We start from the raw sequence: 15,508 nt of genomic DNA, 5'->3' as shown, positions 1-15,508 counted from the left end.
ATCACCGTTCTTGGTCAGCTCAAACCATTGCGGGTAATCCGCTGACAGTGATTCCATAATCAGTTCGACCATGTCCCACTGAGCATCCATCATGTGCGGCAAGGCAATATAACGCGTCGAGTCGCGTTCAAGAGTCAGGCGTCGATCCTCACATTCGGCAATGTAATGCTCATCAATATCGATGGCATGTTCAAAAACCGATCCGGGATTGGTTGAAACATGCTGCTCAATATTGACGCTGTACATGTATTCATCCTCGGCAAACGGAAACGGAAAACGCCGTATTGCCTCAGGTGAATTACGGAAAGTGTAATCATCCCGAAAAGTTTCTTTTTTAAAGGCTGGAGTATTCATAAGACGTCCTCAGATATTGAGTAATAATTTCTGACAGCGGGCCCTGGATACGCAGGGCATGATTTTGTTGCCAGACGCTTTTTCCGCATCAGACAGATAATGATCGTTGTGCATCAGTGCGCCATCGCACTCCAGAACTTCTACTTCACAGCGACCACACGCACCGCCACGGCAGAGAAAATCGGGTTCCAGGCCAGCCTCTTCCATGGCTTCGAGCATGCTCATATCACCCGGCACTTCAATTTCCATATTGGACTTGGCCAGCTGTACCATGAATGATTCACCGATAGGTGGTGCCAGGAACTGCTCACTGTGCACATGCGTTTTTGGCCAGCCCAAATCTTTGGCCGTCAGTAATAACGCATTGACCATCGGCTCCGGCCCACACACATAGATATGGGTACCCAGAGGCTGGTTGGAAAGAAGGTTCTGAAAATTAATCCGCTGGCCTTCACTCTCAATGTGCAGATGCAGACGATCGCCACACATCTGCTTTAATTGTTCGACAAAAGCACCATGTTCTGCTGAGCGGAAGGCGTAATGCATTTCGTAGTCATCACCCAGTCGATTCAAATCAGCGATTTGTGACATGAATGGTGTAATGCCAATCCCTCCGGCAACCAGGATGTGTTTTTTGCCCAATTTGGACAAGCTGAACAGATTGACTGGATAAGTTATCTGTAACTCGGAACCGACCTTGACACCGTCATGCATAAACACCGAACCACCGCGTGACTTCTCCTGTCGCCGAACCGAAATATGGTAACTGTCGGTATTTTCCGGTGATCCCATCAACGAATAAGGATTCCGATGAATACGCCCATTAATATTCATCGACACCACCACATGACTGCCACCGGAAAACCGTGGTAATGGCCGACCATTTTCTTCGACTAACGTGAAATGCTTCACCACATCGGTGACCTGTTCGATTTCGGCCACTCTTACGTTCAGGATACTCATGGATAAACCTCTTCAATCTGTGGAATGTTGCCCGGTTCTTCCGCATCGACCATCACCCCCATATAGGCACCAAGTCGCCGGGAAAAATGGTCACGGACAAACAGATGTCGACCACAATTGCTACATGGGAAGACGTTGTGATGAACATCACGGGTAATCGTTTTGCAGTGAACGCAATACACCGGTCTTGCCAGCGTGCCGCACAACTCTTTCTGCACATCAACATCCTGAACACCTGCCGCACGTGTTTTCTGCAATACTTGCCACATAAAGGCCTCACTACCAGCCACATAAAAGTGGGTTCCCATCGTGCAGTCTTTCAGCCGCTGTTCCAGATTATTCAGCAAGCTCTCTTCTGAATCACATAATTCAAGTTCTTCAGGCACTATTTGCTGAAGAATGTCTGAATAGTTTTTATTTGCCGTGGCTAAATCTGTGTACAGCACCTGAATGGGATCTTTGGGGTACATCTGCTGAAACAGTTTAAGCACGGCAATACCACCCTCACCCCCGGCAATCACCAGATGTGCCACCGCCGGGGTTTGCCACACCAGCGAATCGTAAAGTGGTTTGCTTCTAATCCAGTAACCTCTTTGCATAAAGATTTCCTCATTAATTCTGACAGAGCGAGGCCGGATCCCTGGCCACCGCCGTGCAGACTATTTACTTAGTTGTTCCGGATGAGTACGCAGGCGCATCGGATCATAGAAAGGCATTTTGGCCACATACGCTTTGACCGGCTGGTTGTCTTCCACCACGAGTTGCGTACCGAGTGCCAGATAATCCGGATGCAGATGCACCAGTGCCAGGGATTGCATCAGGTAATTGCTAAAACTGGCGCTGGTCACCACACCAACATCCTTACCGTTGTGGGTAATACGAGAGCCTGGTTCAACGGCTTCAGCGCTCCGACAGATAATGCCGGCCTGTTTGAAACGTTCTTTGCCTTTGGAGGCCAGGACAGCCGCTTTGCCGATATAATCGCCAGGCTTGTCCAGATCGACACCCCAGCCCATATTGACTTCCCAGGGAGTGGTATCACCTTCAGGCATTTCATAAGGGAAAAACAGCAGACCGGCTTCAACACGGGTCAGGTCAAGCGAATCCCAGGAGGCGGCAATCGCGCCAAATGGCTTGCCTTTATCAAGAATCATGTCCCAGAGATGAATGGCGTCATCCGCACTGCAATAAACTTCATAGCCACGCTCACCTGAGTAACCACCACGCGCAATTTTGATATCACAGCCAAATAGCTTCGCATCAACATGTCGGAAATATGGCAGCGTTTCTAAATCAAAATCCAGATGGGGATTCAGTATTTCCAGTGATTTAGGGCCCTGAAGCGACAGAATATGCACATCCAGATCGGGAGCTATCTGGACATTTTTACCCTGAGCGATCTTTTCCAGTTGCTGCGGTGTGGCACCACTGCCATGAGACAGACGGTATTTGTTTGGCGCATCACAAATCACCATAATGTCATCACATAACGCACCGGTCTCATCCACTTCCGCGGCCAATCTGGAAAACCCCGGTTGCATGGTGGTGACATCAATCGTCACCAGTTGATCCAATACCACAGTTGCATCAGGACCACTGACATTCAGAATATTCAAAGCCGATACGTCATACAGGCCTGCGCGTGTACGTACCGCAATCACTTCTTCGTCCGGATTGGATTTATAGCTCCAGGGAATCGGCATATTGTTCCAGGTATCCCCATCCAGTAAGGAACCAAGTTCCTTATGACGCACATTTAGGATTGAATTTCTAAGCATTATGATCTCCGCAGTCATTAAAATTTATGGCTAAACCAAACCATAGCCCAGCAGGCAATACTCTAAAATTCCCAAGATGGCGTACTCCCTATGGAGTAAATACCCTTCAGCTGAACGTATTCAGCAAAGGTCTAAAAAGGTTTGGGAAATTTGGATCAGGCAGACATGGATTTTGGAAGCTGGTGAATTCGTTGCTGAATTTGAATCATTTCCAGTACAACCTGGGCAGCCTCTTTGCCTTTAATACGGGCACGGCTGACCGCTTGTTCTTCGTTTTCAGTCGTCAAAATAGCATTGGCGATGGGGATACGAAAATGCTGTTGGATCTCGGTAATGGCACGAGCTGACTCGTTGCAAACCACTTCAAAATGATAGGTTTCGCCCCGAATAACGCAGCCCAATGCGATTAAACCGTCAAAACCACCACTTTCAGACAGCTCAGATAATATCAATGAGATTTCCAGTGCTCCCGGCACGGTAAATAACACAATGTCATTGCTGGCTACCGCCGCACGATTCAATTCATCAATACAACCACTGACCAACGCACTGCCTATCGATGGGTTAAAGCGTGACTGTACAATACCGATCCGCAGACCTTTGCCATTCAGACCCGCTTTCGTTGCTGACACTTTTAGATCATCTGTCATGCCGCTTTTCCTTCATGTAGGTCGCGAAACCAACGGGGATGTCTGCCAAGGCAGACACTGCCAGTTATCCCCGCCAGCCCGCGATTTAACTAAGTCTAATTGTGAATTAGCCCAGCCTATTCAAAATGGCTGCGCAACTCTTCTTCGATTTCAAAAATATCACCGACGATGCCGTATTTTGCGATAGTGAAAATAGAAGCACCCGGATCACTGTTCACCGCAACAATAGTCGGCACATGTTTCATACCTGCCATATGCTGAATCGACCCGGAAATGCCCATCGCAACATACAATTTGCAGGATCCGACGACCTTGCCTGACTGACCGACCTGACGGGATTTTGGCAACCAGCCGGAATCCGCTATGGGGCGAGAACAGCACAAGGTGGCATCCGCCATTTCAGCCAGCTCGCGGAACTGTTCCACATTGGCTTCTTCAGCAATACCCCGGCCTATCGACATAATGAAATCAACCGTTGTGATATCAATGTCATCAGCGCCACCGGCTTCAACAAACTCCAGGTTGGTACTGCGTGACCCGATACTGGTCATATCCTCAACAGAAACCGTTGGCGAAGCACTTTCCTCCGTCGCTTTGAATACGCTTGGACGAATGGTTAACAACACACACTGCTTTCCGGGGAAATCAAGTTCCACATTGACCTTCTGGTCATATCCGGAGCGTGTGGCCACCAGTTCATCGCCATCGTATTGCAGGCCGTATACATCGGTAGCAAATCCATAATTACCCTTGCGAGCCAGAGTAGCCGCGTAGCCGAGTGAATCCACACTATGAGGCAAAAGAACAACCTCCGGATCCAGTTTTTCCATCAGCGAAGTCACAACAGATTCAAAGATATCCGGATCAAACTCGACGCTGCCCGTCTTGACGCTGATGATTTCATCAACCCCGGCCACCGACAGATCCGCGACATAGTTTTCAGCCTGTTCACCAATCACTGCCACAACGACCTTGTCATCAGCCTGACGCAGTTCCTGCGCAGCCGCAATAACTTCCAGTGAGATAGGTCGCAGTTCGCCACGACGGTGTTCAGCAATTAATAAGAATGTTTTCATGGTTATTCCCCTTTGAACTCACGAATAATTTCAGCCAGTTTGGCGGCCTGTTCGGCAGGTGTGCCTTCGATCATCGAGGCCATACCTTTTTCAGGAATATACATACGACGAACACGTGACAAAGCAGCATCCACACCGACATCGCTGTCACTTAACCCTAGGTCAGCCAGACTGATTTCATCAACCGGTTTGGCTGCCGCCTGCTTGATACCGCGCAATGAGGCATAACGTGGTGTATTAATACCCAGTTGAATGGTCAGCACGGATGGACAATCAATTTCCACTATCTGTGACAGCCCACCCTCAAGTTCACGGGTGATTTTGGCTTTGTTGCTGCCAGGCTGATATTCAAGTCCTGCCACAACGGCGGCATGTGGCCAGTTCAGGCTGGCAGCCAGGGAAATACCGGTTGAACCGGCTGCATCATCGGATGACTGCACACCGGCAAATACCATATCCGGCTTTTCTTTCTCGACGACCGCTGACAGGATGCGACCAATCGTGACTGAATCAGAACCTTCCATGGCATCATCCCAAACCCGGATGGCACGATCGGCCCCTTTAGCCAGGCATTTTCTCAGAATGTCATCGACCCTTTCCGGGCCAACGGATACCACAACCACTTCGACTTCGGTGTCAGATGATTCTTTGATAACCATCGCTTCTTCAAGTGAAAAATCATCCCACTCGTTGAGGTCGTAAAGCAGAAAGTCCTCATCGACATCAAGCTCATCATCACGAATTTCGAAGTCTTCATCTAATGCAGCGACTTCTTTAACTGCAACCAGTATTTTCATCAGATTTCTCTCCTAGTTGACTGTATAAAACAGCATTTCTAAAGCAGCTAAAGCTGCAAATATTTCTGTGCAAACCATTTAAAAACCATGAATCGAACAGATAGATCAGGATCGTCATGCAGGCTCCAGCGGTCGTTATCATTCAACGCGGGGTTGGAGACCAGCAGCAGGCGATGTAAGTAATATGGGTCTTCAAGCAACGGCAGAAGAGTGTCGCGTTCAGCCTGTGGATTGATAATCACGCCACGCCGAATATCGGTTTGTTGGGAGCCGGACAATCTGATTAAAATGGCTTGCGGGGTGTTCGGGTTACTTGCCACACCGCTCAACACATCCACATCACTTTCTTCAGATAGCGTGCTGAGTACATCTGCTGGCGTATTCTTCTGATAAGCTACGCCTGCCCTGACCCAGACACTGCTGTCTTCAGCTAGTTGTCTGAGAATGTCGACAGGTGTCTGCGGATTTCTTGTCACGGCACGGCGAACTTCATCATTCTGGTCCGAAGCCAATTGATTGAGCAGCAAATCAGGCAACTTCGGATGACGGGCTACCCACTGTCTGACCCAATGGTCATCATCATCAACCAGTCGTTGCAGATTTTCAGCCGTCAGGTCCGTTCGACTGGCCAGAGTACGACGCACACTATTGGAGCTGTTTTGGATCATCTGATTGGCCAGTTCAGCACCTAATGATGGGTTGCCAGCCAGAGTACGAAGCACACTGACATCATCATGTTGAGCCAGAACAGCCAGTTTTTCCGAGTCTAACCTTGGGTTCGCTGCCAGGTGACGTAAAATGGTTGTATCCGTCTCATTAAATGCTGAATCCAACAAATGCTCAGGACAGCGTATATGTGAGACCACGGCAGATCGGATAAAGCAGTTGCCACGCTGGTACAGCGTTTCAAGCAACTCCGTCGGCGTTTCTGCATGAACCGCCAGTTCATTATCAAACATGCCGGGATAATGCTTTTCCAGGCACATCAGTGTATTGGCATCGGTATTTGGATGTGCAGCAATGGATTTGAGGATCGGTATATCATCCTCGCTCATTGCCAGACGATTCAATAATGTCGATGAGCTATGTGCATGCTGCGTCAACAGACAGAGCAACTGCCGGTCGTGACCACTGTTTTTGTAAATCGTGTTCAGCGTACCGGCGCGACTGGCAGGATTCTTATCCAGTCTTAATCTGACGGTTTCATCATCAATCTCTGCCAGCATTTGCAGGACTGCCGCGGGTGTATGCTCCCAACGGGCCAGCAGCAATGTATTACGCCGTTCCTCACAGAGTAAATCGCGTAACTGTTTTTTCTTCTCGCCCTGAGCCAGTTCATACACGGCCGCCGCGCTATGCAGATCACCACTGTTTATCACACAGTCAATCAGTGCATCGGCACTATTCGGCAGGCTGATATCAGGCGGAAACAACATCGGCATCGATGACCTCTGCTTCATCAAACTCGACGCATTCGTTGACCAGTTCAATCAGTTCTTTCACCACAAACTTGCCTTCATATCCTGCTGTTTTCAGTGCATCTTCAAACATGGTCAGATCTTTCGGACATGACACGATAAACACATCAAGCTCTTCAATTTCTGCGGCTTCACGCATGCGGTTCTCTGACGGCTTTTCAATGCCGACCGGATCCGGAATCCAGATACGACCACCACCCGCACCACAGCAGAAGGAGTTGTCACGATTACGGTCCATCTCGATCAACTCACAGCCAAGCAGTTTGATCAGTTCACGTGGTGCGTCATAGCCTTTGTTGTAACGGCCAAGATGACATGGGTCATGGAAGGTGACGCGGTAATCCAGTTTTTTACTGAGTTTGAGTTTGCCCTGTTCAAATAGCTGTTTGAGCAATGTGGTGTAATGCTGAATCTCAAATTCACCACCAAAATCCGGGTACTCATTACGAATCGTGTTGAATGAGTGTGGATCGGTGGTCACAATCGAGTTGAAATCGCATTTTTCCAGAGTACTGATATTGGCATTGGCCAGGAACTCATAGAGTCCTTCTTCACCGACCCGGCGCACATCATTACCAGCATTCATTTCAGCCTCATATAGCAAGCCAAAATCAACTCCCGCCTGCTTCATTAACCTGGCAAAAGAACGGGTCACCACCTGGTTACGCGGATCAAAAGACGCGTAGTCACCGACAAACCACATCACATCAACCGGTTCTTTACGGGCATCTTTAATAGTGAACGGCAATTCCTTGGTCCAGCGTGGACGTTTACGTTTCGATTCATTCATCGAGTTGCCGTTTTTGTGGATTGACTGCATGGTTTTCTGCAGTATGGGTTCCATATTTCCCTCATCCACCAGCTTACGACGCATTTGCACAATAATTGGCACATGCTCAACCGCAACCGGACAGATTTCCACACAGGCAAGACAGGTTCTGCAGGACCACAGCGTTTCCATAAACACCTGTCCCACATCCTTGCCATGCACATCCAGCTCTGCTTTTTCAGGCAGTTCCTTGGATTGCAATGATTTATTGGCAAACTCACGCAGAGACAGAATCACATCCCGTGGTGATAACGGTGCACCAACCGCATTGGCCGGACAGGCTTCGTGACAACGGCCACATTTGGTACAGGCATCCAGATTAAGTAACTGTTTCCAGGTAAGATCTGTAATGGTTTTGATACCAATATCTTCCTGATCTTCGGGAACACTCGGCAAACGCTTACCGGCCATCGGATCACGGAACATCAGCGAGCCTGAAGCGGTAAAGATATGTTTGACCTTGGTATAAGGAATCAGCGCGATAAAGGCCAAAGCCAATACACCGTGAAACCACCACAATCCCAGGCGGAAATTGCCTGCAGCTTCTGCGCCCATGCCCAGCCCCATCATCATATGCGCCATCAGCGCACCGATGGGTGACCACCAGCGATAATCCCAGACTGTCGCGGTATCACTTAACCAGACCAGTCGTGCCGCTTCCAGTAAAAAGCCGGTAAAACCAATGAGGATAAGCGCCCATAAAAAAGCCCAGTCTTCACGGCGGTAGCCGCTACGATCATAATCCGGATCGCCGGGTTCACGATCCGGACGGGCATAGTCAAGCTTGGGCAGCTTTAACCATTTTCTGCGATACATCATATAAATCAGGCCGGCAATCAGGCCAACACCAGCCAGATCCAGAATCAATGAAAACCACAGATAGAAGTCGCCATACCAGAACGTGATCCCAAACAGGGGTTCCAGAATGTCGTATTCGAGGGTAATCGTGGCTGTGCCGATAAACAGCAGCACAAAGCCGAAAAATATCAGTGCATGTGCCCGACCCGCTGACTTATCACGTCGTTTCAGGGTGCGATGCGTTGCCATGGTCTTGAACATATCTGCAAAGCGTGCAAAAAACTCACCCCAGGAAGCATCAGGCTTACCGCGGCGATACTTGCGAATCTGCACATAAACACCGTAAAGGAATATACCGATAGCGGTATAGCCAATTACGTAGAAAAGATAAATTGACCAGTTTGAAAAGTCTTCAAACAGAATACGTGTAATTTCATGTGCTTCATTCATGACACACCTACTTTCCTGGGAAATACATAGTGGTTGAGCAAGCGGAATGTGTGCTGCCAACATGGACAGCACACAACCGGTTCCTGCTATTTAGATCTTGTACTCAATTTCATGGTTACCACCCGGCATATGCGGTGTGCCCCAGGCAATTGTTTCGCGCTTGTATGGCAATGGGAATTGAGGATTTTCAGACTCAATCTCACGAGCAACACGATGACCGGTAAAGGTGGCATCTGCGATATATCGTGGTGCTTCAGCATCACCAATCAGATACACGCCTTTGATATCGTTCTCCGCCCATTCACTTTCACGCGCTTTGAGTTCCTGATAAAGCTTGTTATCAGATTTACGACCCGTGACCAGTACCAGAGAATCAAACTCAAGCCAGCGATGTGTTTTGTTCTCATCACGTGGCAATTTACCCGGTCCACGGTAGCTGCGACGGGAACCATCACCCCACATGTTGTAAATTTCCAGACGGCCCGGTTCAATGCGGCTGCAGAAATGATTACCGATTTCTTCGATATGCAGTTCATGCAGACGACGCATCATATTTGGATATTCCAGAGTGAATTCCATATATTTCGCCAGATGCACACCGGACACGATGGTGACCTCATGACCGTCATTGACCAGTTTTTCAGCCAGACTTGGTGCCATGAAATAACTATCCGCATTCAGAATAACGACACGCTTGCCGATTTTCTTTTCACCCGACATGACCTGTTCAGGGGTTAACTGATCCGGTAAAGAGGCATCTGCGCCCGGTATGGCTTCATGGGTCAGGCAGTTATCACCATTGGTATGCCATTTGGCACCGGTGGCAATAATCACTTTTTCTGCACCATATTCCAGTACGTCATCAGCCGTCAGTGCTTTTTGCCCCAACGCCAACACACTGTTTTTGTTTTTCTTGACCAGTTTCTGCAGCTGGGTTTCACGATAATCACGGTGATATCCCCACTCGCCCAGCCCCGGTAACGACGCAATCTGATTCAGATGACCACCGACTTTTTCAGCCGTATCGTATACGTGAACTACATAGCCTTGTTCCATCAGTACGCGTGCCGCTTCAGCACCTGAAGGACCCGCGCCAACAACCAATACTGAATCAGAGGAAGTGGCTTTCTTGAATTTTTCCGGATGCCAGCCGCGACGATACTCTTCACCTGCTGTGGCATTCTGCGTACAGATCATTGGCGGGCCACCGATTTCCCAACGGGAAATACACACATTACAGCCGATACAAACACGGATATCGTCGTAACGGCCTTCTTCAATTTTCTTCGGCAGGAACGGATCAGAGATAGACGGACGTGCCGCACCAATAATATCGGCATAGCCTTTGGTGACGATCTCAGTCATTTTTTCCGGATCGGTAAAGCGGCCTACACCCAGTACTGGTTTTTTGGAAACTTCTTTAACCATTTTGGTCCAGGGAACCTGGTGGCCCTGCTGATAGAACCGTGATGGACCGGCATCTTCGCCCCATTCAGCGATATCACCGACATCCACATCCCATAAGTCCACCAGCGGATCAGCCATCTGAATGAACTTCATACCATCTTCTTCAACTTCGATTTGTCCCGGCCCATACAGGGTATCCACGGCAAAACGAGTCGCAATGGCACAATCACTGCCAACGGCATTACGTACTTTTTCTAATGTTTCAAGCCAAAAACGTGCCCGGTTTTCTAATGAACCACCATATTGGTCAGTTCTTTTATTGTAATAAGGATTTAAAAATTGCAGTGGTAAGTAAGAGTGCGCACCATAGACATAAATAATGTCAAAACCGGCATCGCGTGAGCGATAAGCTGCATCTACATAGTATTGCTGGACCCGTTGAATGTCGCTCAGATCCATTTCTTTACAATAGCTCAGGGTTTCAAATTCTGATGCTATCTGGCTCGGGCCCATTGGGGTTGCCCGGCTTTCCAGACAAGGGGCATGCGCACCGCCGTACCAGAGTTCGACACCAGCCAGAGCGCCATGTTTATGGACTTCATCCGTCATGGCTTTCAGATTGCGTACATCGCCTTCATCCCAGATACGGGCTGACAAACGCATGGTGTCGTCAGATTCAGGATGGATAGAGCAATATTCTGTATTCATCGCCGCCCAGCCACCTTCAGCTTTCAATGAACGATGGGCGGCCTGGAAGCCGGGTTTATCTGAACCAGCACCGATACAGTGTGGTACTTGATAAAAACGGTTTCGAAGTGTTTTAGGACCGATCTGAATCGGTTCAAATAAGATATCGTGCTTGGGATCGCGTGCCATATCATGTTCTCCATTATTGTGAGTTCGGGCAAGCTTATTTTCAGCCTTGCCAGAGGCCACAACAATTCTCCTGATGTGTTACCACCTAGGAAGTATGAGAACTTTGAGCGAAGTAGTTACTCTGCCCAAGACAGCAGATGGGCTGTCAGCTATGGCCTTGATGAAGACCAACACTGCAATGCCATGCGTTTGAGTCAGATTATTTAATTATTATGCTGGAAAAGCCTGCTGAGCCTTTTCACTGTTAATCAGCCACCAGCACACTGCTGAAATACACAATAAGAATACCGAACAGCAATACCAGATAAGGCAGGATACCTGCCCGACAAATTATATTTTTACCATTTTCATCGAGGGACATATCTTCCCGCATCGCTTTCGGAAATATGCCTTTATCCACCAGATAATGACGCCAGATGAAAACCGGAACCACTAACAATGCCAGCAGAATCCCACTCATCAACGTTCCCTTTCCCCATACATTTGCCCCCATGCCCATCAGCACCAGATTGACGTAAGACAAAATGGTGCCAATCACTATCAATATCGTTGGAGCACGATAAGGCCTTTCCCAATTTGGCCTATCCAGACGATGTATCCAGCCGGCATTGAGATTGAGGAAATTGAAAATGATATAGCCCACATTCGAAGCAGCCAGCAAAAATACATAATCCGACATGCTCAGTAACAACAGATTGACAATCAGATTGGTCCACATCGCAGCCGTCGGGGCGCCCTGCTCATTGACCTTTGACAGATACCGCGGCAGCAGTCCGTCAATAGATCCCTGATACAGGGTGCGTGAGGAGCCCGCCATGGTCGTCATCACTGACAGCAATAATGCGAGCACCAGCATGACCACAAACATATTGGCAAACATACTGTCCCCTCCCAGAATACCCGCCAGTACGTTTGCGACTCCCATGCCACTGTAGATTTCTGCCGATAACATGCCATCATAAACTGCCGGTGCCACAACCTGACCCGCGCTATTGAGTGTTTCCCGCTCTACCAGTTGTCCCAGTCCCAGGTGCCCCTGAAAGGCCAGTGGTACGAGTGTAAATACCGCAATACACAATAAACCCGAAAAAAAGATGGCCTTGAAGGTATCGCTTTTGGGATTTTTGAATTCCCGCGTATAGCAGACCGCTGTTTCAAATCCATAGGTTGACCATGCGGCGAGAAACAAACCACCGGCCATCAGCTCCCAACCATCAAGATTCCATTCACCTTCGATAACATTGCCAATCGAGTCGTAGGCCAGTGGCGTTAAGGGTGTGATATTGGATAACGGTAAGTCCCCGGTAATAAGGGGTACCAGACCAACCATTAACAACGGCAACAAACCCGTCAAACCAAAAATCATGGTCGCTCGAGCCGAGCGAAGTATGCCACCGTTCTGGATGGCAAAAACCAGCAGCATCAATGTACTGCCGATAATAAAGGTGGCATTGATCCGTAAACTCAGACCATTTTTGAGATAGGACAAATCGACCAGCGTGATTTGCCAGCTATTGATAACGGCATCGGGTGCAAACAGGGCAGAAAGAATATAACCGGCGGCCAAACCTGAACCAATCGCCAGTACGGGTCCCCAGGCTATCCAGTTGCACCATACCGATATCGGCGCGATAAACTTGATATACCTGATCCAGGCCACGGCACCGTAAACCGATGCGCCACCGGTTTTATGCGGAAACAGCCCGGCGATTTCGGCATAAGTGAAAGCTTGCAGAAAGCCGAAACTGATAGAAATAATCCATATCAGCCAGGCTGGCTTGCCAACCGTCGCTGCCACAGCCCCCATAGAAAACAGCACAAGCGCCGGCACACCACTGGCCACCCAGAAGGCCCCGGTCCAGGTGATTCGTCTGTGCAAGGTGGATGAATCGGTTCCATTCTCAACCAGAAAATCAACTGCTGTCACATTGGCAGTACCTGAAGGCTCCTTCACCTGTTTACCCTTGTTTTTGTGACGACTACGGTTCTAAAGCCGTATGATTAGTAGTAACTCGCAACAATATGATTGCTTAAGACATGGGATGGCAACACACCTTTTGGTGTACACCCAAGGTGGTAGTTAAATAGCTTGCTGCATTTAAACGCATCAATAGGTTTTGACAAAGATCCTTGCACACAACAGAGCAGCCAGACTTATTGCAAATATGAACACAAAAGCCAGTATATCTGCATACGGATAACCCCAGAATTCAGTCATTGATAAACTCTCCCGATGAAGCATTCGAATCTAAAAGGCCGGTATCAAACATACGTTCTCGTCCAAAATCTGAGAGAGCGAATTCAAACTGTAAACGGTCCCTGGCGATAAAACTGCCATCGTCAAGCCGATGGCCGATACGGGTAATAAGTCCTGCTGAGGCCAGCTCATCTAAAGCAATGCTGAAATGGTTTATCCAGTAGTTACCCTTCAGCCCATACTCCGCTATTGCCTGATTGATCAGTTCATAATCCCACAGACTTTGGTGCTGACTAAGTGTCACCAGCAGAAACCCTTTTTGTGGCAGTTTCATGTTTCCACCTCACGCAGGGTTGAAATATTCTCTGCCGGCTCACGGAACATAACAAAGCTGCCAGTCACCGTCAGAATCAAACCCACAACAAAATACCATTCAGGTAAATCCAGCGTAAATACCATGACAAAAATCACCGCAAATACCCCATATAAGTTACCTATGGCCTCACCCCGACCAACGCCAATCAGTGAAAAACTCTTATAAAAAGCGGTGTAGCAATAAGCATGACAAATCGATGCCAAAACCATCCAGATCATCACCATTTGACTGGTCAGCATGTCCACCAGCAACGTCACAATCGGCAAATCAGTCAGCAGAAAGATCATCGGCAATACCAGAACACCCCAGAACAGAATTTCAAAACTGAAACGGCACTGTATACCGACATCAGGATCAGTGACATCCATCGCCCGTGACGCTACGGCACCTTCGGCCCCCCAGCCAATGGCTGACATGATGCCCCCGACATAACCCAGCCAGGCATAGTTTTCACTGATATCAATTTCACCGAACAGCCCGGGACCGTATATCACCACGCCGCCCATGATAATAATCGCCATGCCCAGTGCTGCGCGGCCGGAGATTTTTTCGTGATACCAGAGTCGTGCAATCAGCGCCCCTACCACGGGGTAAAACAATGAAGTAATCGCGGCGAACACCGGACCGACATAGCCCATGGCCATATAGGAACCGAAAATGGCCATCGGACCACCACACAAGGAAGCCAATGCATACCATTTTGAAATGCGCCTGAAACGCATGATGGTGCGGCCATAATCCTTCAGCTTACCCAGCATACCATTCCAGATCACCAGAAACAGCAACACCACTACCGCATGAATCCAGGTCATCACGGCCGTGGCGGCCAGACGCATGCCGTGGTCACCGTTATTGATACTGACGAAGGGCTCTTCGTACCACATCGCTGTACCCGGGACATACCATGCCCCCCAGAGAACAGCGGTCCATAAAGCCCAGGTAAATCCCCAACGCTGGCTGCGTTGAAAATGATTATGCAGTGCTTTATCCAGCGATATTGAAGACATTAAGTTTCCCTACAACGCCTGCATCAGTTCTGCCAGAACAGCATCCATCCCCTGCTCAGACTTTTCAGGTAATACATAGTCATCCACTACCAGACCAAATCCTGTCAAATTATGGATCTTGCGTGGGCGGGTCATCAGGCGCATACGGGTAATACCAAGATCCAGCAGGATCTGTGCGCCGATACCATAATCTTTCAACTCAATAGTTGCTGCAGGCAAGGAATCCGGACTACTGATCTGTCGCAGGATGTCATTTTCAGACTCATCGCGACGCAACAGGACAATGACACCGGCTCCTTCACGGGAAATTTTCTGCATTGATTCATAGACACTCCAGCTATGTGAATGCCTGCCAGCATCAAGCAACTCAATCACTGAAACCGGTTCATGTACCCGAACCAGTGCACTGGACCTTTTGGCCGGTTCACCGTGCACCAGCGCCAGATGCGTTTTATCAGTAGTGATATCCCGG

Annotated in this window: 13 protein-coding genes and 1 pseudogene; all 14 read right to left on the bottom strand. The window is 48.8% G+C overall.

Annotated features, from left to right (window positions below; genetic code table 11):
- Positions 1-354 (bottom strand): heme-dependent oxidative N-demethylase subunit alpha family protein (locus B3O33_RS11480; RefSeq protein WP_292363622.1); only part of this gene is annotated, 354 nt, incomplete at its 3' end.
- Positions 355-363: 9 nt separating this feature from the next.
- Complete coding sequence (locus tag B3O33_RS11475; RefSeq protein WP_292361807.1) at positions 364-1,317, bottom strand: PDR/VanB family oxidoreductase; 954 nt, start codon at positions 1,315-1,317, stop codon at positions 364-366.
- Positions 1,314-1,916 (bottom strand): dimethylamine monooxygenase subunit DmmA family protein, encoded by a 603-nt coding sequence (locus B3O33_RS11470; RefSeq protein ID WP_292361806.1) that lies wholly within the window; start codon positions 1,914-1,916, stop codon positions 1,314-1,316. The genes B3O33_RS11475 and B3O33_RS11470 overlap by 4 nt, the downstream gene beginning before the upstream one ends.
- Before the next feature lie 60 nt (positions 1,917-1,976).
- Positions 1,977-3,095 (bottom strand): aminomethyltransferase family protein, encoded by a 1,119-nt coding sequence (locus B3O33_RS11465; RefSeq protein ID WP_292361805.1) that lies wholly within the window; start codon positions 3,093-3,095, stop codon positions 1,977-1,979.
- 155 nt (positions 3,096-3,250) lie between these two features.
- Positions 3,251-3,745, bottom strand: coding sequence for a 6,7-dimethyl-8-ribityllumazine synthase (ribH, locus tag B3O33_RS11460; RefSeq protein WP_292361804.1), 495 nt, complete (start codon positions 3,743-3,745; stop codon positions 3,251-3,253).
- 116 nt (positions 3,746-3,861) lie between these two features.
- Positions 3,862-4,821: an electron transfer flavoprotein subunit alpha/FixB family protein gene (locus B3O33_RS11455; RefSeq protein ID WP_292361803.1), complete on the bottom strand. Its 960-nt coding sequence runs from the start codon at positions 4,819-4,821 to the stop codon at positions 3,862-3,864.
- A gap of 2 nt (positions 4,822-4,823) precedes the next feature.
- Positions 4,824-5,618, bottom strand: coding sequence for an electron transfer flavoprotein subunit beta/FixA family protein (locus tag B3O33_RS11450; protein WP_292361802.1), 795 nt, complete (start codon positions 5,616-5,618; stop codon positions 4,824-4,826).
- Positions 5,619-5,665: 47 nt separating this feature from the next.
- On the bottom strand, positions 5,666-7,054 hold the full coding sequence (locus B3O33_RS11445) for a HEAT repeat domain-containing protein (protein ID WP_292363621.1): 1,389 nt from the start codon (positions 7,052-7,054) through the stop codon (positions 5,666-5,668).
- Positions 7,038-9,173 (bottom strand): heterodisulfide reductase-related iron-sulfur binding cluster, encoded by a 2,136-nt coding sequence (locus B3O33_RS11440; RefSeq protein WP_292361800.1) that lies wholly within the window; start codon positions 9,171-9,173, stop codon positions 7,038-7,040. The genes B3O33_RS11445 and B3O33_RS11440 overlap by 17 nt, the downstream gene beginning before the upstream one ends.
- Positions 9,174-9,263: 90 nt before the next feature.
- Positions 9,264-11,516: an FAD-dependent oxidoreductase gene (locus tag B3O33_RS11435; protein WP_292363620.1), complete on the bottom strand. Its 2,253-nt coding sequence runs from the start codon at positions 11,514-11,516 to the stop codon at positions 9,264-9,266.
- A 184-nt stretch (positions 11,517-11,700) separates the two neighbouring features.
- The gene (locus B3O33_RS11430) at positions 11,701-13,410 is read right to left on the bottom strand and encodes an APC family permease (protein ID WP_292361798.1); all 1,710 of its coding nucleotides are present in this window, start codon (positions 13,408-13,410) and stop codon (positions 11,701-11,703) included.
- A 256-nt stretch (positions 13,411-13,666) separates the two neighbouring features.
- The gene (locus tag B3O33_RS11425; protein WP_292361797.1) at positions 13,667-13,987 is read right to left on the bottom strand and encodes a hypothetical protein; all 321 of its coding nucleotides are present in this window, start codon (positions 13,985-13,987) and stop codon (positions 13,667-13,669) included.
- On the bottom strand, positions 13,984-15,036 hold the full coding sequence (locus B3O33_RS11420) for a DMT family transporter (RefSeq protein ID WP_292361796.1): 1,053 nt from the start codon (positions 15,034-15,036) through the stop codon (positions 13,984-13,986). Before B3O33_RS11420 ends, B3O33_RS11425 begins: the two co-directional genes overlap by 4 nt.
- Before the next feature lie 9 nt (positions 15,037-15,045).
- Positions 15,046-15,508, bottom strand: a pseudogene (locus B3O33_RS11415) (bifunctional 3,4-dihydroxy-2-butanone-4-phosphate synthase/GTP cyclohydrolase II); the annotation flags it as partial.

This window comes from Methylophaga sp. UBA1464 (assembly GCF_002325665.1).
Lineage (GTDB): Bacteria > Pseudomonadota > Gammaproteobacteria > Nitrosococcales > Methylophagaceae > Methylophaga.
The sequence above is the reverse complement of the archived record's forward strand: the minus strand, read 5'-3'. Positions and strand labels throughout refer to the sequence as shown.

What these genes read in the sequence shown, in the direction of transcription:
- B3O33_RS11475 (WP_292361807.1), bottom strand. Translation starts at nt 1,317, where the DNA reads ATGAGTATCCTGAACGTAAGAGTGGCCGAAATCGAACAGGTCACCGAT.
- B3O33_RS11470 (WP_292361806.1), bottom strand. Translation starts at nt 1,916, where the DNA reads ATGCAAAGAGGTTACTGGATTAGAAGCAAACCACTTTACGATTCGCTG.
- B3O33_RS11465 (WP_292361805.1), bottom strand. Translation starts at nt 3,095, where the DNA reads ATGCTTAGAAATTCAATCCTAAATGTGCGTCATAAGGAACTTGGTTCC.
- ribH (WP_292361804.1), bottom strand. Translation starts at nt 3,745, where the DNA reads ATGACAGATGATCTAAAAGTGTCAGCAACGAAAGCGGGTCTGAATGGC.
- B3O33_RS11455 (WP_292361803.1), bottom strand. Translation starts at nt 4,821, where the DNA reads ATGAAAACATTCTTATTAATTGCTGAACACCGTCGTGGCGAACTGCGA.
- B3O33_RS11450 (WP_292361802.1), bottom strand. Translation starts at nt 5,618, where the DNA reads ATGAAAATACTGGTTGCAGTTAAAGAAGTCGCTGCATTAGATGAAGAC.
- B3O33_RS11445 (WP_292363621.1), bottom strand. Translation starts at nt 7,054, where the DNA reads ATGTTGTTTCCGCCTGATATCAGCCTGCCGAATAGTGCCGATGCACTG.
- B3O33_RS11440 (WP_292361800.1), bottom strand. Translation starts at nt 9,173, where the DNA reads ATGAATGAAGCACATGAAATTACACGTATTCTGTTTGAAGACTTTTCA.
- B3O33_RS11425 (WP_292361797.1), bottom strand. Translation starts at nt 13,987, where the DNA reads ATGAAACTGCCACAAAAAGGGTTTCTGCTGGTGACACTTAGTCAGCAC.
- B3O33_RS11420 (WP_292361796.1), bottom strand. Translation starts at nt 15,036, where the DNA reads ATGTCTTCAATATCGCTGGATAAAGCACTGCATAATCATTTTCAACGC.